Source organism: Microbacterium sp. NPDC003461 (genome assembly GCF_053588335.1).
On record NZ_JBSFPT010000030.1, the window covers coordinates 1 to 20,951 of the forward strand.

Annotated in this window: 18 protein-coding genes and 1 pseudogene; 7 read left to right on the forward strand and 12 right to left on the reverse strand. The window is 68.7% G+C overall.

The features are described 5' to 3' along the window. Positions 1-78 precede the first annotated feature (78 nt). The 5 genes from mobF to ACWDR7_RS10985 all read right to left on the reverse strand — a co-directional run bounded on the left by mobF (position 79) and on the right by ACWDR7_RS10985 (position 5,514). The gene (gene mobF / locus ACWDR7_RS10965; protein WP_449854950.1) at positions 79-1,161 is read right to left on the reverse strand and encodes a MobF family relaxase; all 1,083 of its coding nucleotides are present in this window, start codon (positions 1,159-1,161) and stop codon (positions 79-81) included. 484 nt (positions 1,162-1,645) lie between these two features. Further along, positions 1,646-2,488, reverse strand: a complete 843-nt coding sequence (locus tag ACWDR7_RS10970; RefSeq protein WP_449854931.1) for a fumarylacetoacetate hydrolase family protein — start codon at positions 2,486-2,488, stop codon at positions 1,646-1,648. Positions 2,489-2,519: 31 nt separating this feature from the next. Then, a complete protein-coding gene (locus ACWDR7_RS10975; RefSeq protein ID WP_449854932.1) occupies positions 2,520-3,578 on the reverse strand; it encodes a Gfo/Idh/MocA family protein in 1,059 nt (352 codons plus the stop codon). Then, positions 3,575-4,423 (reverse strand): amidohydrolase family protein, encoded by an 849-nt coding sequence (locus ACWDR7_RS10980; RefSeq protein WP_449854933.1) that lies wholly within the window; start codon positions 4,421-4,423, stop codon positions 3,575-3,577. The genes ACWDR7_RS10975 and ACWDR7_RS10980 overlap by 4 nt, the downstream gene beginning before the upstream one ends. After that, a complete protein-coding gene (locus ACWDR7_RS10985) occupies positions 4,420-5,514 on the reverse strand; it encodes a mandelate racemase/muconate lactonizing enzyme family protein (protein WP_449854934.1) in 1,095 nt (364 codons plus the stop codon). Before ACWDR7_RS10985 ends, ACWDR7_RS10980 begins: the two co-directional genes overlap by 4 nt. A gap of 113 nt (positions 5,515-5,627) precedes the next feature. Between ACWDR7_RS10985 and ACWDR7_RS10990 the strand changes: the two genes are divergently transcribed. The 5 genes and pseudogenes from ACWDR7_RS10990 (at position 5,628) to ACWDR7_RS11010 (ending at position 9,731) form a co-directional block, all read left to right on the forward strand. Then, positions 5,628-6,653, forward strand: coding sequence for a zinc-dependent alcohol dehydrogenase (locus ACWDR7_RS10990; RefSeq protein ID WP_449854935.1), 1,026 nt, complete (start codon positions 5,628-5,630; stop codon positions 6,651-6,653). A gap of 168 nt (positions 6,654-6,821) precedes the next feature. Beyond that, positions 6,822-7,313, forward strand: a pseudogene (locus ACWDR7_RS10995) (ABC transporter substrate-binding protein); the annotation flags it as partial. Between the two features lie 50 nt (positions 7,314-7,363). Further along, a complete protein-coding gene (locus ACWDR7_RS11000) occupies positions 7,364-7,954 on the forward strand; it encodes an extracellular solute-binding protein (protein ID WP_449854936.1) in 591 nt (196 codons plus the stop codon). Positions 7,955-7,965: 11 nt separating this feature from the next. Further along, positions 7,966-8,910, forward strand: a complete 945-nt coding sequence (locus ACWDR7_RS11005; protein ID WP_449854937.1) for a carbohydrate ABC transporter permease — start codon at positions 7,966-7,968, stop codon at positions 8,908-8,910. Beyond that, positions 8,907-9,731: a carbohydrate ABC transporter permease gene (locus ACWDR7_RS11010; protein ID WP_062765953.1), complete on the forward strand. Its 825-nt coding sequence runs from the start codon at positions 8,907-8,909 to the stop codon at positions 9,729-9,731. The genes ACWDR7_RS11005 and ACWDR7_RS11010 overlap by 4 nt, the downstream gene beginning before the upstream one ends. Before the next feature lie 14 nt (positions 9,732-9,745). On the opposite strand, the gene ACWDR7_RS11015 is transcribed toward ACWDR7_RS11010, so the two are convergent. The 7 genes from ACWDR7_RS11015 to ACWDR7_RS11045 form a co-directional block, all read right to left on the reverse strand. Beyond that, positions 9,746-10,861, reverse strand: a complete 1,116-nt coding sequence (locus ACWDR7_RS11015) for an ROK family transcriptional regulator (protein WP_449854938.1) — start codon at positions 10,859-10,861, stop codon at positions 9,746-9,748. Positions 10,862-10,971: 110 nt separating this feature from the next. Continuing rightward, the gene (locus tag ACWDR7_RS11020) at positions 10,972-12,291 is read right to left on the reverse strand and encodes an FAD-dependent oxidoreductase (RefSeq protein WP_449854939.1); all 1,320 of its coding nucleotides are present in this window, start codon (positions 12,289-12,291) and stop codon (positions 10,972-10,974) included. Further along, positions 12,291-13,130 carry an IclR family transcriptional regulator gene (locus ACWDR7_RS11025; RefSeq protein WP_449854940.1) on the reverse strand — a complete coding sequence of 280 codons (840 nt, stop codon included), beginning with the start codon at positions 13,128-13,130 and terminating at the stop codon, positions 12,291-12,293. Before ACWDR7_RS11025 ends, ACWDR7_RS11020 begins: the two co-directional genes overlap by 1 nt. Continuing rightward, the gene (locus tag ACWDR7_RS11030) at positions 13,127-14,128 is read right to left on the reverse strand and encodes a GDSL-type esterase/lipase family protein (RefSeq protein WP_449854941.1); all 1,002 of its coding nucleotides are present in this window, start codon (positions 14,126-14,128) and stop codon (positions 13,127-13,129) included. The genes ACWDR7_RS11025 and ACWDR7_RS11030 overlap by 4 nt, the downstream gene beginning before the upstream one ends. Positions 14,129-14,259: 131 nt before the next feature. Further along, complete coding sequence (locus ACWDR7_RS11035; RefSeq protein WP_449854942.1) at positions 14,260-15,150, reverse strand: carbohydrate ABC transporter permease; 891 nt, start codon at positions 15,148-15,150, stop codon at positions 14,260-14,262. Then, complete coding sequence (locus ACWDR7_RS11040) at positions 15,147-15,998, reverse strand: carbohydrate ABC transporter permease (protein ID WP_449854943.1); 852 nt, start codon at positions 15,996-15,998, stop codon at positions 15,147-15,149. The genes ACWDR7_RS11035 and ACWDR7_RS11040 overlap by 4 nt, the downstream gene beginning before the upstream one ends. 95 nt (positions 15,999-16,093) lie before the next feature. Beyond that, on the reverse strand, positions 16,094-17,383 hold the full coding sequence (locus tag ACWDR7_RS11045) for an ABC transporter substrate-binding protein (RefSeq protein WP_449854944.1): 1,290 nt from the start codon (positions 17,381-17,383) through the stop codon (positions 16,094-16,096). 308 nt (positions 17,384-17,691) lie between these two features. Here ACWDR7_RS11045 and ACWDR7_RS11050 point away from each other — a divergent pair, with 308 nt between their 5' ends. Both ACWDR7_RS11050 and ACWDR7_RS11055 read left to right on the forward strand, forming a co-directional pair. After that, positions 17,692-18,477: an IclR family transcriptional regulator gene (locus ACWDR7_RS11050; RefSeq protein ID WP_449854945.1), complete on the forward strand. Its 786-nt coding sequence runs from the start codon at positions 17,692-17,694 to the stop codon at positions 18,475-18,477. A 398-nt stretch (positions 18,478-18,875) separates the two neighbouring features. After that, positions 18,876-20,951 (forward strand): hypothetical protein, encoded by a 2,076-nt coding sequence (locus tag ACWDR7_RS11055; RefSeq protein ID WP_449854946.1) that lies wholly within the window; start codon positions 18,876-18,878, stop codon positions 20,949-20,951.

Consider the following 20,951-nt stretch of genomic DNA (forward strand, 5'->3'; position numbering starts at 1 on the left):
TGTAGGAGATTCCTCGAAGGATCACACGGTGACCGCGCCCACGTTCACGACGAGGCCGACCACCGAGCAGTTACACCACTATGCGGGACGCCACTCCTGCACCGTATGCCTCGTCCAGGCCGAACTACCTGCCGCGCAACAATCCAGCGCCCGGCTTGCGACGGTCTGCACGGAGAGGTCATCCAGCGCCGCCGGCGCACGACGCGCAGGCCGGCGCAACGTGTTCGGGTCGTAGCCGGCTTCCCGCAACTCGGTCACCCAGGCCCGTTCTTCGCGGAGGGTCGTGGGCTTCTTCGCGGGCCGCTCGTACGCCCACGCTCTCGCCGCGAGACGCGTGGAGACCACCGGGCCCACGGTCTCGCCCGGATGCGCCGCCTCCCACTCCGCTTCGAGCCGTTCCAGGTGGCGGCGTACCTGTTCGCCGCGCTTGCTCATCACACTGTTGAAACGCTCGAGCTCGACCACCTCACTCGACACCGAATCGAGCGTCAGGCCGTGCCGATCCAGCACCTCCGCAAGCTCAGGGTTCGCGGCGATGACCGCCGTGCCGAGGGCACGGATCGCACCCTGCTGCCGGAACAGCGCCGCGGTGTCCAGCGCCCGCCACTTCCCCGCCGCCCATACGCGTGTGCCGATCTGGAAGTGGATATGCCGATGCGGATCACCCGCCCGGCTGGTGCGGTGCGACACCGCCACCGTCTGCAACTGCGAGACGGGCACAACTTCCTGTTTCCCGCGCGGTCCCACGCGGGTCACGGAGTGCTGGGCGAGCCACCGCTGAATCTCGCCCACGGCGTCCTGCTGCGCCCGGTCGAAAGCGTCGGAGACTTTCGGGTGGAGCGCGGCGGCGATCGACAGCGACTTCGGAGCGTTCACCACCATCTCTGCGAATCGGGGCGACCCCTGCCGCCCTTCCCCCGGCAGACGCGGCCTCCCCATCGAGTCACCCGTGAGCGGATTGAGCCAGTCCACCCAGCCCGCGTACGCCTCCGGGGCGAGCCCCAGCGCGGCGGTCACGTTCCCATCACCGTCGAGGGCGGTGAAATCCGCCACGGACGTGTCAGCGCCGAGGTAGTAGTCATCGGCGCGAGAGCGGTCGGCCTCGACATAGCGGCGCGCATCGGCCCCGGTTCCCCGGAACAGAATCACACCGCCATGCATGAGGATCACCGAATGTTTCTTATATGGCAACTGATATGGCTACCACGGTAGCATAGGTTCATTCAGAAGAATAGTGTGATGTCTCAAGATATTGGTGACAGTTCTTCATCAGGACAGCGGTGACACTTCATGTCTCAAGACAGGGGTGACAGGTCGAGTCTTCGGGTGTCTGGTCAGGAATCTGGGTCTTGCGGTTGTAACGGACGTAGCCGACGTGTGTAACGCCAGGTTCGGGGATCGCGTTTTCAGCGACGAGAGCGCCCGTGTGGAACCTTGATCGGCCTGGTGAGTATTCAAGTGGTCCTGCTGTGCGCGTCACCGACGACCGGGCCCAGAAACTAGATGGGAGCCCGTATGCTCGTCTTTGGTGCGAGGGCCCGTTCTTGGCGCTCTAACCACGGATGCTACTCATTCAGCCGTTGAACCATGCCAACGGTGCCCAGCGCGTCTAGGAGGCCCGAACCTGCAGCACCGGAAGACCCGCTCAGACCACCCGCTGGCGCTGCACCCCGAGGCCCTCGATACCGAGCTCCACCACATCGCCCGGCTGGAGGTAGGGGAACCGGCCGGAGAGCGCGACGCCCTCCGGCGTGCCGGTGTTGATGAGGTCACCGGGCTCCAGCGCCATGTACTGCGACAGGTGCCACACCAGGGTGGGCACGTCGAAGATGAGATCCGCGGTGCTGGAATCCTGCCGGGTCTCGCCGTTGACCGTCGACCAGAGCCGCAGTGCGTGCGGGGTCGGGATCTCGGACAGCGGGACGAGCGCCGGGCCGAGCGGATTGAATGACGGGCCGCTCTTGCCCTTCGACCACTGGCCGCCGGATTCCTCGATCTGCCACGCACGCTCGCTCACATCGTGGCTGACGACGAATCCCGCGATCGCGTCCGCCGCCTCCTCCGGCGAGCGAAGCCGATGCGTCCGCCGCGCGATCACGACGCCGAGCTCGACCTCCCAGTCCAGCTTCGTCGCTCCCTCGGGGAACGGCAGGTCGTCGTTCGGCCCGACGACCGTGTTCGGATGCTTGAAGAAGATGATCGGCACCTCGGGCGGGGCATCGCCGGACTCCGCCGCGTGCGCGGCGTAGTTCTGCCCGACGCAGGTCACCGCCGTGGGGCGTGCGATCGGCGCCCCGACCCGGAGCGTCTCGGCCCCGTCGAGCACCGGCAGATCCGCAGCAGCAGACCGTGCTCGCTCGATGCCATCGGCCTGCAGGAAGGGCCCGTCGATGTCGGCGGTGAGGGGGCGCAGGTCGCGCACCGCGCCGATGTCGTCGCGCAGGGCAGGAATCTCCTGGCCGAGGGGGCCGAGGCGGAGGAATTGCATGGATGGTCCTTCTTCGTGAATCGGTGGTCGGTCAGTGGGGGACGGAGGCGGCGCGTTCACGTCGGCCGCTGTCGGCAGAGCGGAGCACGGCCTCGATGCCGGCGACTGCCGCGGCGGCCGGCCAGACCGGAGCGGGGTTGAGCGCGCTGCGACTCACCATGTCGGTGGGGGCGTCACCGTCCGCTGCGGCGTCGAGCATCCCGAGGAAGGCGCGCACCGGCGCACCCGCCGGATACGGCGCCTCCGAGTGCGGTGGCGACACCTGTCGCGAGGAGCCGCCGGCCTCGTCCAGGCGGGCTGTCGACATCAGCAGATCGTGTTCGACGATGCCGTCACTGCCGATGTAGCGCACGACGTGCCGCATTGGCAGCTCCGGCGGCAGGGTCCCCGTCGAAGCGGCGGCGCCGGTCACGCCTCCCTCCAGCCGGAACGCGACGACGTCATCGACGTCGACGGGGCCACCACACTCAGCGGTGAAGGCCGAGACGTCGGTGAACGATCGCCCCGTGGCGTAGCAGATCGCCGCGAACGCGTGCGTGAGCTGCGTGGTGGCCTGCCCACCGCCGGATGCTGCGGAGTACGCGCTGCGCGCGTCATCCGGCGCGGTCCTCGCATACAGGGCGCCGGCGCGCGACGACAACTCGACGATCACCTGGCGCAGCTCGCCGATGCTCCCGGTCACCCAGTCGCGCACCGCGCTCGCCGCCTGCGTGTACTGCGCGGTGTACCCGACCATGAGCAGGGCATCCGTCTCGCGCACCCGGTGCACGATCTCGATCGCTTCGGCAGACGTCAGGGTGAGCGGCTTCTCCACCAGGACGGCGAGCCCGGCATCCATGGCGGTCGTCACGAGGGGCGCGTGGGTCGAGTGCGGGGTGGCGACGACCACTCCGTCCAGCTCTGCTTCGGTGAGCGCGTCGTCGAGGGAGGATGCCGTGGGGGCGCCGAACTGCGCGCCCGCCTGTGCGCGCCGGTCGGCGTCGGCGTCCACGATCACCGCGATCTCGGCGCGGGCATCTCCGGCGAGTGCGGGCAGGTGGTGGCGGCGGGCCCAGTCGCCGGCACCCACCACCGCGATGCGGTACGTCATGCGGTACTCCTCCTCCAGAGGGCGGCCATCGTGCCGCCCAGCACTGCCTCGCAGGCTTGTGCGCCGAAACCCATCGCGACGTCGCGCACGAGTTCGAGCGCCCGCCCGTAGTCGATCCCGTACTCGGGCGACACGGGAAAGTCCGATCCCCAGACGACCCGATCAGGCCCAAAGGTCTCGAGGACCGTTCGCAGCACCCGGATGCCGGTGGGGAACGAAGCATCGGCGCCCTCGGGATCCACATAGGCGAAGCCCGACGCCTTGACGAAGACACTGGGGGCGTCGGCGAGGGAGACCAGTCCCGCCAGCTCGTCCTCGTCGCGGACCAGACCGAGGTGGTGCAGCAGGACGGGCACGTCCTGGTGGCGGCGTGCCCAGTCACCGATTGCCGGATGCCACGGCGGGGGTGCATGCAGACTCAGCAGCATCCCACGTTCTGCGAGCGCGATGCCGAGGCCCTCGGCATCGGGGGAGTCCCACCATCCGTCCGCACCGTCAGCGAGATAGTGGCCCACTCCGATCCGTGCCACCTCCTCGGGCAGTGCCAGCACGCGCTCGGTCATCCGACCATCGTGGTAGGTCGAACTCCACCGGGAGTCCATGTCCGCCACGAAGGACAGCGTCTCCGGATCCTCACGGGCGGCAGCGGCGACGTGGGAATCGTCGTCGATGGGAGGATCGCCGATGTTCGCCGACACGACCAGGGCGCGGCTGACCCCGGCATCCGTCATCGCGGCCCGCAGGCGCTCGATCGAGCCGTACCGCTCGGTGTCGATCTTGGCGGCGTCGGCCGTACGGGGGTACGGCCACCGCGGCCACGCATGGCAATGCGCGTCGATGATCATGCGAGCCCCAGCTCCGCAGGCTCGAGTCCGACGCCCGGCCGGTCGTCGAGGGTGGGCACGCTGGCGGTGCCGTCGACGCCCACGAGCACCTCCAGCCAGACGCCGGGTCCGAACGCGCTCACCAGATGCAGCGCCCAGGGCTGCAGGCTCGCGGCGTGCGGGGCGAAGAGCAGGCCCGCGTCGACCGCGTGCCGTCCGAGCGTGCGTGCCACCTCCAGCCCTCCGCACCAGGTGACGTCGAACTGCGCGACGTCCACGCATCCCTCCTCGATGAGGCGGATCCCGTCGCGCAGGGAGAAGATGTGCTCCCCGGAGGCGATCCGCGGGGCCACGGTGTCGCGCAGGAGGCGGTGGCCGTCGAGGTCGAGCGGATGCAGCGGCTCCTCGATCCAGTCCAGTCCGAGCCCGTCCGCTGCGCGCGCGACCTGCCGGGTGAACCCGACGTCCCACGACATGAAGCAGTCCAGCGCCAGGGGGATGGGTTCGGGCACGGTCTCTCGCACGCGCTCCAGGTCGGCGATTACCCCCGCCACGGCGCCGGGGCCGTCGGCGGGGCCGAGACGTGCGGGAACCTTGATCGCACGCGCCTGCCGCACGGCCTCGGGGTCGAGCCGGGCGAGAAGATCGGGATGCGGGACCGTCAGATAGTGCGAGACCGGGCCCTGTGCACCACCGAGCATGCCGACGAGAGGCAGCCCGGCCGCGCGGGCGGCGAGGTCCCAGAGCGCGAGTTCGACGGCGCCGATGCCCATCGCGGCGATGCCGCCCTCGGCGTAGGGCTGAGTCGCCCGTCGCAGCTCCTCCACCCGTTCGGAGCGCGCAAGCGGGTCCTGCCCCTGCAGGAGATCGGCGAGGTGACCGGTGATGAGGGCCTCCGTGACGACGCCCCCGCGCGACTGCCCCACCCCCCACACGTCAGGGTCATCGGTGCGCACGAGCACCCACACCAGGTCGGCACCGGGGCCCCGCCACGTCGAGCGCTTCTCGGCGTGCCGTGGGAACACGCTCATCGGCGTCGAGACGCGCGTCTCGTCCAGCCAGGTGCCACGGGAGAACGGCGCCACCTTCGTGACGACATCGGTGATCCGCATCTGATTCCTCGCTGAACTGGGGCCGGAATGCCCTGCTTTACATTGTGCAGCCACCGTAGTAGCTTTCAGGCAGTTGTTCAACCAATGGATCAGGTGTTCGATATATGGAACTTATGACGGCCACCATGCAGGCGCTGGTGCTAGCGGAGTACGGACGGATGTCGGTCGAGCCGCGACCCGTGCCGGCCCGCGGCCCTGGCGACGCGCTGCTGCGCATCCTCTTCACCGGCATCTGCGGCTCGGACCTGCACGGCTACACCGGAGAGAACGGTCGTCGCTCACCCGGCCAGGTGATGGGACACGAGACGGTCGCGCGGATCGCCGAGCTGCCGCCCGGATACGTCGGGCCCCTGAGCGTGGACCAGCTCGTGACGATCAATCCGACGCTGGCGTGCGGCGAATGCGCCGCGTGCGCAGCCGGGCGAGACAACAACTGCACCACGCGCCGGGTGATCGGCGTCGACCCCAGCGTCAGCAGCGCGTTCGCGGAGTACATGGCCGCGCCGGTGGGCAACATCGTGCCCCTGAGTCCGTCGATGACCGCCGAGCACGGCGCGCTGATCGAACCCCTTGCCGTCGGTTACCACGCCGCGGTGCGCGGGGGGATGAAGGCCGGTGACGACGTGCTCGTGATCGGGGCCGGCCCCATCGGGCAGGCGGCGATCCTCGCCGCCCGGCGCATCGGAGCACGACGAGTCCTCGTGAGCGAACCGTCCCCATCTCGGCACGCGCTCGCCGGTGCCCTCGGGGCCGAGCCCGTCGACGCCTCGGACGCCGACCGGATGAAGGAGCGCGCCCCCGGCGGCGTCGACATCACGATCGACGCCGTCGGTGTGTCCGCGACGCTGGCGACCGCCCTCACCGCGACCTCGCCGGGCGGGGCCGTCGTCCTCGTCGGGATGAACGCTCGCATGGTGTCCCTGCCCGCCTACGAGGTCTCGACCCAGGAGCGCACGGTGCTGGGGGCGTTCTGCTACACCGACGACGAGTTCAGAGCGACCGCGCTGTGGGCGGCATCGGCCGACCTGGACCCTCTCATCTCGCGGGTCGTCGACCTCGCCGACGCCCCGGACGCCTTCGCGGCACTCGCCGCGAGTCCCGAGACGGCCAGCAAGATCCTGGTCAGCTTCGACAGCTGACCTTCCCCTCAAAAGAAGGAGTAAGACATACGCTTCGCATCCACCCGGCAACGTCGCCGGCTCGCCACCGGGATCGCCGGTGTCGCGATCGGTGCCCTGGCACTCACAGCGTGCTCCGGCGGCGGCGACGCCGCCGAAGGAGAGGCACCCACCGAAGTCACGGCCCTGATCACCCCCGAGCAGGATGCCGGCTTCGAGCCGTACTACGCGGGGTTCACCGAGGACACCGGATTCGAGTTCGACCCCACCACGGTCGAGGTGAACTCCCTGGTCGAGCAGCTGCGCATCGAGATCAACTCCGGCACCGCCTCCGACATCGTCCGCGTCTCGCTCGGCAGTCTGACCGTGGGCGTGCTGCCGCTCGCCGCGGAGGGTGCGCTGCTCGACCTCAGCGATGAGCCGTGGGCTGCCGACGTGCCCGAGACGTTCAGCGGGCTGCTGAGGACTGACGACCAGACCTGGGCCTACCCCACCTCCGGCCAGTCGATCCTCATGTTCTACAACAGGGCCGTCTTCGAGGAGGCGGGCGTGGAACCGCCCACCACCTGGAGCGAGTTCCTGGACGTCTGCGCCGACCTGAAGGACGCCGGGGTCACCCCGGTGGCGCAGGGACTCGGCACCCCGGCCATGGTGCAGTTCATCCCCTACATGCTGGCAGCGACGCTCGTGAGCTCGGAGAACGACGACATCGACGCGCAGATGCAGGCTTCGTGGACGACGAGGGCTGGAACGAGGTGTTCGACAAGTACACCCAGCTCATCGACGAGGAGTACATCACGCAGGACGCGATCGGAGCCACCCTGGATGCGGCGATGCAGCAGACCGCCGCGGGGGATGCCGCGATGATCCCGCTCGTCTCGTCGAACTCGCCCGCGCTGTTCTCCTACTTCGAGGACGGCGATGACGGTGTCGGAGCGTTCGCGCTGCCGGCCACGGACGACCCGGAGGAGACCTTCGTGCCGCTCTCGCCCGAGCTGCTCGCGGTCAGCGCGACGGCGAAGAACCCCGAGGGTGCCAAGGCGTTCCTGGAGTACCTCTCGGATCCCGAGCGCGCCGCCGAGTACGCCGACGCGACCAAGACGCTGCCGATCCTCGCCGGCGTCGAGGCCCTGCCGTCGACCGTCGGCGACGCGCTGCAGCCGTTCCTGGCGTCGCAGCAGTTCGTGCCGTTCGTCAACCACCGCTGGGTCAACGGCGACACGCAGGCCGCGCTGATGCAGAACGGTCCGCTGCTCGCCACGGGCGGGGCGAGCATTCAGGACGTGCTGGCGGCAATGGACGCCGCGTACGCACTGGGCTGAGAGGAACGACGATGACGACGAGCGTGGCGCCCGCCCCTCCACAGCCGCGGGCGGAGTCTCCTGCCTTCCGCGGGCCGACGGGCCGACGGAAAGGGCGCCGCACGGGATTCCTGTGGTTCGCCCTGCCTGCCATCGTGCTCTACGTGCTGGTGGTGGTGTACCCGACCCTCTCGGGCGCCGCGCTCGCGTTCACCGATTCGAAGGGCGGTCGCAGCGCCGACTTCATCGGACTGCAGAACTTCGTCCGTCTCGCGAACGACCCTGCGGCACTGGCATCCATCGTGAACACGGTCGTGCTCACGGTGTCGCTCGTGGTGGTGCAGACGATCGTCGCTCTGATGCTCGCCCTCGGCCTGCACCAGCGGCTGCGCACCCGCGGCATCCTGCGCACCGTGTTCTTCCTGCCCTTCATCCTGCCGTCGCTGATCGTCGGTGTCCTCTGGCAGTTCCTCTACAGCCCGGACGGCCCGATCAACAGCGTCCTCGACTCCGTCGGGCTGGGCTTCCTCGCACCACTGTGGCTCGGGGACTCCTCGATCGCGCTGTGGTCGGTCATCGTCGCACTCATCTGGCAGAACGTCGGGTTCTCGATGGTCGTCTATCTCGCGGGGCTCGAGCAGATCCCCGGTGAGCTCTACGAGGCCGCGGCGATCGACGGTGCAAGCGGCTGGCGGACCTTCTGGAACGTCACTCGGCCCCTGCTCGGCCCGGCCACGACCATCAACCTGACGCTGACCATGGTCGGGGCGCTGAAGATCTTCGACCAGATCTTCGTCATGACCAACGGCGGCCCGGGGTACGCGACCGACGTGCTGTCGCTGGTCACCTACCGGCAGTCGTTCGTGCTGGGCAACTGGGGCTACGGGTCGGCGATCGCGCTGGTGCTCGCGATGATCGTCGCGGCAGCGGCCTTCGTGCAGCTCTGGCTTCGCGGAAAGGTGGAGGTGGACCGATGAACCGCTATGGCCCGCGGACCTTCGCGCTGGAGATCGCGTTCGTGGTGCTGGGTGTGGTGGCGCTGTTCCCCATCTACATCCTCGTCACGGTCGCATTCAAGTCGCCTCCGGCGGTGGCCGAGTCCACGCTCGCTCCTCCGCCCGAGCTCTACCTGGAGAACTTCATCACCGCGTGGACGGAGGCGGATCTGCTCGCCGCGCTGGTGCAGACGGCGTTCATCACGGCGCTGAGCGTCGCCGGCCTCGTGGCGCTCGGCTCGGCCGCCGCCTACGGGCTGGTGCGCGGGGCCGGGCGGATGCACCGGCTGCTGCTGCTGTTCATCACGCTCGGGATCACGGTCCCGATCCAGCTCGGGATGGTGCCGCTCTATCAGCTGATGCGCGACCTGCATCTGCTCCAGACCCCGTGGTCGGTCATCATCTTCAGCGTGGGCTCGCAGCTTCCGATCACGGTGTTCCTCTACAGCGGGTTCCTCGCGGTCCAGTCGCGCGAGTACGAGGAGGCGGCGCGCGTCGACGGAGCGAACGGGTTCCAGACCTTCTCGCGGATCGTGTTCCCGCTGCTGCGCCCGATCACCGGCACGGTCATCATCCTGTCGTCGATTCACGTCTGGAACGACTTCCTCACGCCTCTGCTGTATCTGAGCGGCAGCGACGCGCGCACCCTGACGGTCGCCATCTTCTCGTTCCGAGGTGAGTTCGCCACGCAGTGGGGCATCGTCTTCGCCGGCATCCTCATCGCGATCATTCCGGTCGTGACGCTGTTCTTCCTCCTGCAGAAGTACGTCATCAAAGGATTCGCGAGTGGCCTCAAGGGGTGAGGCGGCGCGCGCGTCTAGCGGGAGGCGGGTTCGAGCACGTCGGCGTGGAGCACGACGGCCGCCGCGCCCACGGCTGCGGCATCCCTGGCGTTCACCGACGACTGCACGGCAACGGCGGTGCCTCCGCGTGCTTTCGATCGACGGTCCAGCTCCTGCTGGACGGCGCTGATGTAGAAGGAGATGGCGCTCGCGAAGCCGCTCCCGGCGAGCACGATGCGCTCGACATCGAGGAGGGCGACCAGAGCACCCGCGGCCTGAGCGAGCGCCGTGAACGAGGGGGTCAGAGCCTCCAACGCGTCGCGTTCACCGGCCACCGCGGCGGCCCCGAGCCGCGACATGCTGACGACCTCGCCCGTGCTGCAGCGGTAGCGCTCTCGAGCGGCGGCGGGGGAGGCGATGAGATGCAGGCACCCGCGGCCTCCGCAGGGACACGGCGCTCCGTTCACGTCGAGGGAGAGGTGTCCGAGGTCGCCGGCGCCGCCGTGCGCCCCGCGGAGCGGGCGTCCTCGGGAGACGACGCCGACGCCGATGTCCGTCTCCATGTGGATCACGGCCACCTCGCCGATCTCTCCCGCGGCGCCGCTCCAGTACTCTCCGACGGCGGCCGCGATGGCCTCGTTCTCCAGCACGATGCGCAGCCCCAGCCGCTGCGCGAGTCCCTCCCGCAACGGATAGCCCTCCCATCGCGGGTCCGCGGAGGCCGAAGAGGATCTGCCGAGATCGCGGTCGGGGGTTCCCGCGGCGGCCACCCCGACCCCGGCGACGAGGGTCGGGTCGATGCCGAGCGAATCGAGGAGGTCGCGCAGGCTCGCCACGAGCCCGTCGAGGAACTCGTCGGGAGGAGTCTCGGCGGGCGCGGCGGCACGTGAGCGCCCGACGATCGCGCCCCACAGGTTCGCGACGATGAGGACCGTGGACTCCGCGGCGATGTGGATCCCGACGGCGAACCGCGCGGTCGGGTCGATCTCGACGAGGATCGGGCGCTTGCCGCCGGTGGAGGCGCCGTGCCCGGATTCGACGACGAGGCCATCGGCGAGAAGATCGCGCACCACGCGCGTCATCGTCGCGGCGGTGAGGCCAGTCGCCTCCGCGAGCTCGATGCGACTGATGGGGCCTCGCGTGCGGATCACGTCGAGGACGATGCCCCGGGTGTTCTTCCGCGGAGCGCGCACCGCACCTGTGTCTCTGACCACGTCGTTCTTGCTTGCTTCGATTGAATGAACGGTTGCGCTCAGTGTACTCAGGAGCGGCTCTGCTCCGAGGCGAGCGGAGCGATCGCGACGTCGCCCGGCACGATCGCCCCGCCAGCCCGCAGCTGCTCGCGCAGCGATGCGAGCGGGACGCCGCTCATCGGAACCCCGGCGCTCGCCGAGAGCGCCGCGTTCGCGCCGGCCGCCTGCCCCATCGCCATGCAGGACGCCTGGACCCGGTACGCCGAGTTCGCCTCCTGATCGCCGGCGACCGCGCGCCCCGCGACGATCAGATGCGCGCTGCCCCGGGGGATCATCGCCCCGCGCGGGATGGACGGGACCGTGCCGTACTCCAGCGGCCGGATATCGATCCCGTCCCCGTCCGGCTGGTGCACGTCGATCGGGTAGAAGCTGTGGGAGACGGCATCCTCCCACCGTCTTCCGCTCACGTAATCCTGCACGGTGATGCGCTCGTGCCCGTCGATCGTGAAGGTCTCGCGGATCCCGCATTCCACAGCCCACGACTCGATGCGCACGTGCTCGAGCCCGGGCTGGCGGCGAAGGAACCCGTAGATCCGGGTGAGCGTCCGTCGTCCCTCGACCTCGGCGGCCGTGCGCGTGAGGCTGGTGCCCCCCTCGATCCCGGTGACATGGATGGCGTTCTCTCCGCGCCCGCGCAGGAAGCGCGCCATGGGACGCTCGGTCATCGAGAGGTCCTCCGCGCGCAGCTCGCCGGACGCGACAGCCCGCTCGTGTGCGGCGTCGAGGGCGTCGATGTCGAGTCGATCGAGGTCGTAGCCGCCGAAGCGGACCATGATCGTCCCGGGCTGACGCCGCTCGTTCCGGAGGCGGTCGAGGCCGGCGAGGGCCACCGCGTCGGCATCGCCGGAGCAGTCCACGATGCGCCGCGCACGCACGGTGTACAGACCCTCCTTGTCGCAGAGCGTGACCGTCCACCCGTCGTCCGCCGGTTCCACCGCGCCAAGCATCGTGTGCAGCCGCAGGTCGACTCCCGCCTGGAGCACCTCGGCGTCGAGGACGCCCGCGTAGAGCGCGGCGGTCACCGGCACCTGCAGCTTGTAGTGCGGCAGGCGCCAGTCGCTGAAGTCCGGGAGGGAGTCGCCGGCGACCCGCACGGCCGTGGTCACCAACCGCCAGCCGATGCCGGCGATCACCTGGTGCCCCCAGGCATGGAAGAGGCCCGGCAGGGCCACGCCGGCGACCGTCGTCGTACCGCCCAGAGCGCCGTTCTTCTCGACGAGCATCGTGCGGGCACCCATAGACGCGGCCTGGATCGCCGCGGGGACTCCGGCGGCTCCTCCGCCGACGACGAGGACGTCGATCTCGGCACCTTCGCGCTTCCCGAGCATCAGGCTCGCTCCTCGGCGATGTCGCCGGAGTACCCGAGCACTGCGGAGAGCTCGGCCGCGGACTCGACCACAGCGTCGAGGAGCGCCCGGTCGTGCACGTCGCTCCTCCGGGCCGCCGGATAACCCACGCAGATCGCGGCGGTCACCCGTCCGGTGTGGTCGCGCACCGGGGCGGCGATGCCGCAGACTCCGGGCGTCTCCTCCTCGAAGTTCGTGGCGTAGCCGGCCGACCGCACCGCGGCGAGTTCGGCATCGAGTTGCGCCCGGTTCGCGGTGTGGGCGGTGAGGTTCACCAGCTCCGCCGGAGAGGCGCCGGCGAGCAGGACCTTGCCGGCTGCCGTGTGTGCGAGGGGATCGGGCTGATCCGCGATCGCACGCATGTTGCTCGGGTTGATGTTGAGCAGCTGCCGGCTCACCAGCACCGAGATGTCGACGCGGCGGCCGTGCTGCAGCGTCGAGAGATGCACCGTCTCGTCCGTCCGCTCCCAGAGCCTGCGCAGTACAGGGGCGGCGACCGCGCTCAGGTCGTTCTGCAGCTGATATGTCCGATTCAGCTCGAAGAACCGCGGTCCGAGCACGTAGCGGCGGTTGGAGTCGATCTGGCCGACGAGTCCGTGGATGGCGAGCGCGCTCAGCAGCGTGCGCCCGGTCGACGCGTGCAGGCCCGCCTGCTCGACGAGCTCCTTCAGCGAGACCCCGGCGGGGCCCGCCGCCGCGATCGCGGTGATCAGGTCCACGGTGCGGTCGATGGTCTGGATCGGACTGCGCTGACCGAGCGTCGGGCGGGAGGACGGCTCGGACTTCGACGAATCCGGTGTCTCGTTGTCTGTCGTCGTCATGCGTCCTGCCTTCTGTCGTCGTACTGATGGGGATGTGAGCTTCGGGTCCGCTCGAGGAACAAGCGGGCGACGCCGGCCACCGCGATGTGGCCGTGCGTGCTGAGGTGGATGCCGTCGTCGGAGGCGCCAGGACGCCAGCGTCCTGGTCGATCCGGGTCCTCCACGGCAGCGGCGAGATCGATCACGCCGGAGAGGGGATCCGGTTTCGTGCGGATCCACCGGTTGATGGCGACGCGCGTCGCCTCGGCGCCGCGCGGAGCGCCACCTGAAGCGTGCGGCGGCGCGGTCACGGGCGGCACGGTGCAACCGACCACCGGCACGCCGAGAGCCTGCAGGGCGGACCAGTGCGCGAGGAGGTCGCCGCCCACCGCGTCGACATCGGTCTTCGCATCGGCGAGATCATTGGTACCGAGCGCCGAGATCATGACGTCCGGCCGCACGTCGCGCAGCAGCGCGAACCGGTGTCGTAGATCCGTGGCGCTCCGCGATCCGCGCGCCGTCGCTCCGCTGATGCCCAGGTTGATGTGGGCGATGTCCGGCTCGCAGGCGCGCCGCAGCCAGCCGTGGTGCAGTGTGCCGGCGCCGTGGTCGCCGAAGCCGACGGCGTTGGAGTCTCCGATCACCGCGACGAGGAGCCGGTCGTCGTCGATGCTCGATTCGGTGAGGATGAGGCGGGGGCCGAAGCCGTAGGTCTCGTGGTCGCCGGGGACCTGGGAGCCCAGTGGGATCCTCTCGCCCGCGTGACCGACCTCGACGAGGGTGCTGCTGATGAGTACTTCGCCCTCCCCGACATGGACGGGAAGGGGGTCGGAGAGGACCTGGCCGCCCGGTTCCAGGAGCACGCGGGCGGCGCCGCCGAACGTCGCCTCGCGGGCGTGGCCACCGGCGGTGCGGACTGCGGTGGAGACGGTTATCGGGTTCGTTCCTGGCGCCTCTCGCCCGCCGTCGTTGATCCAGTTGGCGTAGACGAGGCGGATGCTGTCGGTCGCGCGCTGCATCGTGTGTGACATGCGGGTGCGCAGCGAGAGAACGCTGCCGTCCGTGGCGTTGTGCGCGACACGGACGGGCAGGTGAAGGTCGGTGCCGACCGGGCGCAGAGTGAGCGTCCCGGTCGGCACCGTTGGCGCGATCATCCCTTCAGCCCCCCGGCGAAGCCCTGGATGATGTGCCGCTGAAGGAAGAAATAGACGACGAGCACCGGGAGCGCCGCGATCACCATGCCGGCGAAGATGAGCCCCCACTCACTCGCGAACTCGCCCTGGAACGAGAAGACGGCGACCGGAAGGGTCCGGTTCGGCGTGCCGGCGAGATAGAGCATGGGAGTCAGGAAGTCGTTCCAGATGTTGATGGTGTTGATGATGATGACGGTTCCGGTCACCGGTCGCAGAAGCGGGAAGACCACTCTCGAGAAGGTCTGCCACCACCCGGCGCCATCGATCTTCGCCGCCTCCTCGAAGGTGGGCGACACTGTCTTGAGGAAGCCGGCGTACAGGAAGACCGTCATCGGCATCAGCGAGCCCGCGTAGTAGATGATCAGTGACAGGTGCGACTGCAGAAGACCCAGATCCCGCATCAGAGTGTAGAGCGGCACCATGCCCAGCTGTCCAGGGATCATCAGGCCGAGCAGGAACAGCACGAGCTTCGGGGTGCTCCACCGGCGGGTACCGCGGACGATGGCGTAGCCGGCCATCGCTCCGATGAGGACGGCGACGGTGATGCTGATCACGGTCACGATGAGGCTGTTGATCAGCGCCCGGCCGAGGTCCGCCTCCGACCATGCCGTCGCATAATTGTCGAAGTAGGCGCTCTGCGGAGGAGCGATGGGCGAGCCCGCCGCCTCGGCCGCTGTCTTGAAAGACATGGAGATCATGATGTACAGCGGGAACATGTACGCCACCGTCGCGAGGACCATCACGATCTCGAGCACCGGCTTGCCGTAGCCGCCGATTCTGCGCCGGCGCCGGGGCGTGCGGCGAGCAGGCGACTCTGCGGGCACCACGTTGCTGATGGACAGACTCATGCTTCGACCTCTCCTCGGCGGGTGATCGACATCTGAAGGAAGACGATCGCGGCCACGATCATGGTGAGGACGAGGGCGATGGCGGACCCGTAGCCGTACTCGCCGTAGACGAAGGCCTCTTTGTACATGATCAGCGACAGGGTCTCGGTGGCCACACCGGGGCCGCCGCCGGTCATGACGAACACCTGGTCGAAGAGCTTGAGCGATGAGGTCATGGTCAACGCCATGGCGATCGTCGTGGACTGACCGAGGAGCGGACGCGTGACGCTCCAGAACCGCCGCAGCGGGCCGGCGCGATCGATCGCCGCCGCTTCGTACAGCTCCTGGGGGATCGACTGAAGGCCGGCCAGGTAGATGACCATGGACATGCCGACGTGGTGCCAGATCACGCTCGCGATGATCGACCACAGGGCGATCTGCGAGTTGCCCAGCCAGCTCTGGGAGAGGGCTCCGAGACCGACGCTCTCCAGAAGGGAGTCGAGCGGACCGTTGGGGGTGTACACGTACTGCCAGAGCAGACCGATGATGACGGGCGGGACCATCATCGGCGCGAAGAACAGGGTGCGCATGAGGTTGCGTCCGCGGATCGCGCAGTTCAGCGCCAGCGCGAGAAGCAGCCCGAGACCGGTCTGCACGAGAGTGAGGGTGACGGCGATCGTCAGCGTGTTGACCAGCGACGCGACCGCGGCGGAGTCGCCGGCGAGCGCGATGAAGTTCTCCAGGCCCGTCCAGTTCGCCTCGGTGCCTCCTCGCCAATCAGTGAACGCGTAGTAGGCGCCGGCGATGCTGGGGTAGAGCACCACGACGGCGTAGAACAGGAGGGCTGGGATGAGGAACCAGCTCGGCACCCGGCCGACGCTGCTGCGTCGTGACCTGGTGGAAGGGGCACCTCCCAGTGAGGAGGGCCGCGCGGAGGCGTCCCCCCTCACTGCGAGGCCGGCACTCACGAGAGGCTCTCCTGATATGCCGCGTCGAGCGCTGCGAGGACGTCGTCGATGGTCTTCGACCCCTCCACCACCTGCTGGCTGGTCGTGATCAGCGCCTCTGCCACCTTGCCGCCCGGCCACGCGTGGTTGGCGAACGGCGCGGTCCTTCCCTCGTCGAGGAAGGGCTGCACGGTGTTGTTGAGCGCGTTGTCGATCGGCTCCGCGTTGCTGAGCGCAGGGATGGATCCCGTCGCGGCGGCGATCGATGAGATGTTCTCCGGCTCCGCGATGTACTCGAGGAACGCGAGCGCGGTGGCCGGGTTCTTCGCCTTGGCGTTGACGACGAGGTAGTCCGGCGAGAAGGCGACAAACGTCTCCGACGCATCGTCGGTGGCAGGAACGGCGAAGTTGCCCATCTCGTCCTCGCCGCCGGCCATCATGCCGGCCAGGACCGGAGACGCAGCGGACGGCATGATCACCATGCCGGCTTCACCGTTGCCGACCTGCTGCATCGCGGGGTCTCCCGGCATGCCGAGCGGCGACGGGGTGGTGTAGCCGTCCTCGATCAGCCCGAAGGTCTTCTCCAGCACTTCGCGCCAGCCCTCGGATTCGACGAACGAGGTCTCGCCCGCTTCGAGGCGGTCGTAGAAGTCCGGCTCAAGTCCGTCGACGAGGGTGGCGGCAAGCGCCAGGGGCGTGAACTGGGCGATGTAGCTGTCGGCGAGCCCCAGCGAGATCGGGACCTTGCCGGCATCCTTGAGCGTCTCGCAGACCTCGATGAACTCGGACCAGGTGGTGGGAACCTCGATGCCGAGGTCGGCGAACAGGGTCGTGTTGTAGAAGGCGAGCATCGCCTGCCCGTAGGTGGGGAACGCGTAGGTTCCGCCGTCGGCCTGCTGCAGGGAGTTGAACGACTCGGGCACGAACTCCGCCCACGGCTGGTCAGACAGGTCCATGAGGTTGCCCTCGGCCTGCAGGTTGAGCACCGAGGAGGGGGATGAGTATCCGGGCGAGGAGCGGAACAGGTCGGGCGCGGTCCCCGAGGTGATCTGGATACGCAGCTGCTCGTTCAGGGCGCCGGCCTCGGCGAAGGTGCCCTCGATGTTCGCCCCGGTGTCCGCCTCGAACGACTCGATGAGCGGTGCGAGTCCGCGGTCGCTCGTCGTGGCGAGGTTCATCGTGCCACCGACCTCACCCTCGGTCGCATCGGCGTCGCCTGCGCCCGGGTTCGAGCAGGCGGCGAGACCGAGCGCGGTGATGGCAACGGTCAGGGCTGCGGTCGCCCTGCGTCTGGTCCTCAAACGCATTGTGTCCTCCATTGGATCTGTGTGTGCGCCCAGCAATCGTGGGAGCGGATGAGGTGCTGCGGGTAGTTCGACAATATAGAACGCGGTTCGTGATTGTCGCTCTAGACGATGACATGCCCGTCCAGCGGGTGTCAAGAAGGTTTCTGTTCCATATGTGCAACAGTGCTTTCGAGACTGGAACGTGCCGACTCTAACCCAGGTGCTCGGCACGTTCAAGCGCAAGCCGACGCGTGATTGACTCACACCCTCGGGCTGGATAGCGTGAAACCGTTCGTTATCTGAAACTCACGTTCTAAATGAGGAACTTCATGGCTTCCGACATCTCCGCTCGATCATCCGCTCCCGCCGTCGTCCGCGCTCTGAGAATCCTGGAGCTGCTCGCCGAAGCGGATGACCGGATGAGCCTGACCCGCATCGCGGAGGAACTGGGACTGGCGAAGTCCTCAGCCCATCACGTGCTCTCCGCCCTCATCGAGCGCGGTTGGGTCGAACGCGATCCCGCGTCGAGGGAGGTCTCGCTGGGACTGCGTGCGTGGGAGGTCGGACAGGGATACGACGTGGCGCAGACGCTGAGCCAGCGCGCCCGCACGTTCATGGACGAGATCCGCGATGAGCTCGGCGAGACGGTGCGCCTTGCCGTGCGCTCCGGCAGCGATCAGGTCTGCATCGCCAAGAGCGCCGGCCAGCAGAAGCTCGTGTTCGACCAGCGCATCGGCGCTCGACTGCCCTGCCATGCCACGGGCCTGGGCAAGGCGCTGCTGAGCGGACTCGAGCCGGACGAGGTGAAGCAGATGTACGCCGGAGGGCTCGAGCAGTTCACCGAAACCACCATCATCGACGTCGATGAACTGAACGAGAACCTGGCCGAAGCCCGCGAGGCGGGCTTCGCCGAGGATCACGGCGAGTACATCCTCGGCATCCGGTGCGTCGCCGTGCCGGTGCGTTCGCGGGACGGGCGCACGATCGCGGCGCTCTCCGTGAGCGGACCCACAGCCCGGTTCGACGACGAGCACATCGCCTCCTGTCTGGAGGCGCTCCGCATCGGGGCGGATGCTCTGAGCGCGAGACTCGGCGATGAGACGGAGCTGCGCTGATGTTGGGGCGTGGATCGTCGCTCGGCTGCGTCACGCTCGAGCTCTCCCTCAAGCCGTTCCCCGCTTTCGATGACGCGGGGCTGTCGCAGACGGTCTCGGAGGCCTTCCGCCAGTGGATGCCGCTGCTGCGCGCCGCGAACTCCTGTTCGATCATGCTGTGGATCTCCGACGGCAGTGAGATCCTGGAGTGGGCCGGAGACCTCGATCAGCAGATCGAGTGGGCGCGTTACATCGGATTCAACAACACCGGGGCCGGTGCGTACGGCGAGGTCAAGGAGCCGGATCGGGTGGCGCGGCCCTTCGCGGAGTCGGCCCCCGCCCTCGACTACGCCGCCATCGCCCGCCTTGTGCGAGTCATCAAGCAGATCGGCACCGAGGAGTTCGGCATCCCGACGAGCGTGGGCGCGACCTTCGACCCGGGGCCCGAGTTCGCACCGTCCGCATTCAAGTTCGACCGTCACCCCGAAGTCGTCGCGCGCGGTGAGGACGTGGGTATAGGACCGATCATCCAGATGCTGAGGCACTCCAGTTCGCTGCGCGCTGACGACCGCCCGTATGCGGCCTACCCGAAGGGCATCCCGGGGGGCACGAGTTTCGGGGAGTTCCTGGGGCGGCAGGCCCAGGACTACGCGACGGCGATGGGCTTCGACTACCTGTGGCTGTCCAACGGCTTCGGATTCAGCGCCTTCGCCTGGACGGACCTGGGTGCCGGCTTCGACGGCCGGGCCTTCCACGACCACAGAGCGGACGCGCTGCGACGGGAGTCACTCTCGTTCTGGGAGGACTTCGCACGCCACTTCCATCTCCCCGTCGAAGTCCGCGGGACGAACCACACGGCCGGAATCGACATCGGCTCGGACGCCGTGCCGGCGCTGGAGCTGTACGAAGCCGGCCACTTCCAGTCGCCCCCGCCGAACTCGCCCTGGGGGCCGCTGAACGAGGACTTCGGGATCGAGATGTCCGGTTTCCTGTCGCGTATCGCGATGCTGCCGGCCGGGTCGCCGGGGTATCGTTACCGCTTCTACGCGAACGACCCCTGGTTCTGGCAGCAGCCGTGGTGGGACTTCTACAACCGGGAGCCGTTCGACATCTACCTGCCGCTCGGTGTCTCGCGCGTCGACGACCTCGGCCGTGTGCAGACACCGTCGAGTGTCAACATCCTGTCGATCGACACCGCTCACGGAGTCCTTGACGAGCGGGTCGGGCGCGAGGTCGGCGGGCACATCCTCGCGGCGCTCGAATCCACACCCGATGAGGCGGGACCGCTGGTCTGGGTCTATCCGTTTCGCGAGTATCACCAGGCCGACACATCGCTGGGTCAGCCCTACTTCGAGGACTGGCTCCTCACTTCCGCGCTCAACGCGGGGCTGCCGGTGAGCACCGTCGTCAGCACCGATGACCTCGGCTCCGCACTGCGCGCAGGTGCACTGGCCGGTCGGGCTCTCCTCGTGCCGGCCGGCGCCATGACCGAAGCGATCAGCGCGGAGCTCGTCGACCACGTGAGCGCCGGCGGATCCCTCGTCGTGTACGGAGCGCCGACGAGGCTGAGTGCTCGCGGAGCCCACCTGCTCGGCCTCAGCGTGGAGAACGGTGAGCAGCCCCTCGCCGGTGACCTGCTGCTGCTCACCGACGTCGAGAGTGACACGAGTGAGCAGGGCGAGATGCCGCGTGTGCTCCGTCACATCGAGCTGCTCTCTGACGGGGGGATCGGTGCGGTCCGCATCGTCGATCCGCACGCCGAGGCCACTGTCCGTGTTCGCGACGAGGCAGGACGCGAGCGCGTCTACGCCACGGCTCGACGTGACCCTTCGTGGGGCGGGGGCGCGGCGATGTGGGTACGCGGTTCCTCGCCCCACGCGTTCGCCGAGCCGGACGAGCGCGGGGTTCCGGATCAGGTGCCCCACGATCCGGATCGGTTCGTCACCCCCGGCGTGCTGCTGCGAGACCTCGTCGGTATGGCGGGGTATCTGGTCTCTCACGAGCTGCGCCGCCCCTCGTCCGGCCGGGCGGTGCTGGGTCTGCACCGCAGCCGGTCGGCGTTCTGGTTCAGCGGCTACCTGACCGACACCACCTCGCGAGTGCGGCTGCGTCTTCCCGCCGGAGTGCCGATCCTGAACCATCAGGAGTGCTGGCTCGAAGGCGGCGTCGGCCACTATCAACTGCCGAAGTCGATCCACGCGGAGTGCCGAGTCCTCGTCGAGCAGTCCGCCGTCGGCATGATCCGCTGTCGGGAGATCGCGCCGTACCCGGCATGGATGACGCGTGGGATGAGGATCAGCGGGCTCCGAGAAGCGGCTGTCACTCTTCACCTGCCGCCGACTGACCGCGGGCGTGTCCGGCTGGACGTCGACGGCGAGCTCCTCGACGAGGCGGCGTTCTCGATCGACGCCGACGGCACATGCATCCTGACCGCGGTCACCGGCACCCTGACGGTGGCGTGGGAAGAACCTGACGACGGTTCGCCGGCCCACTAA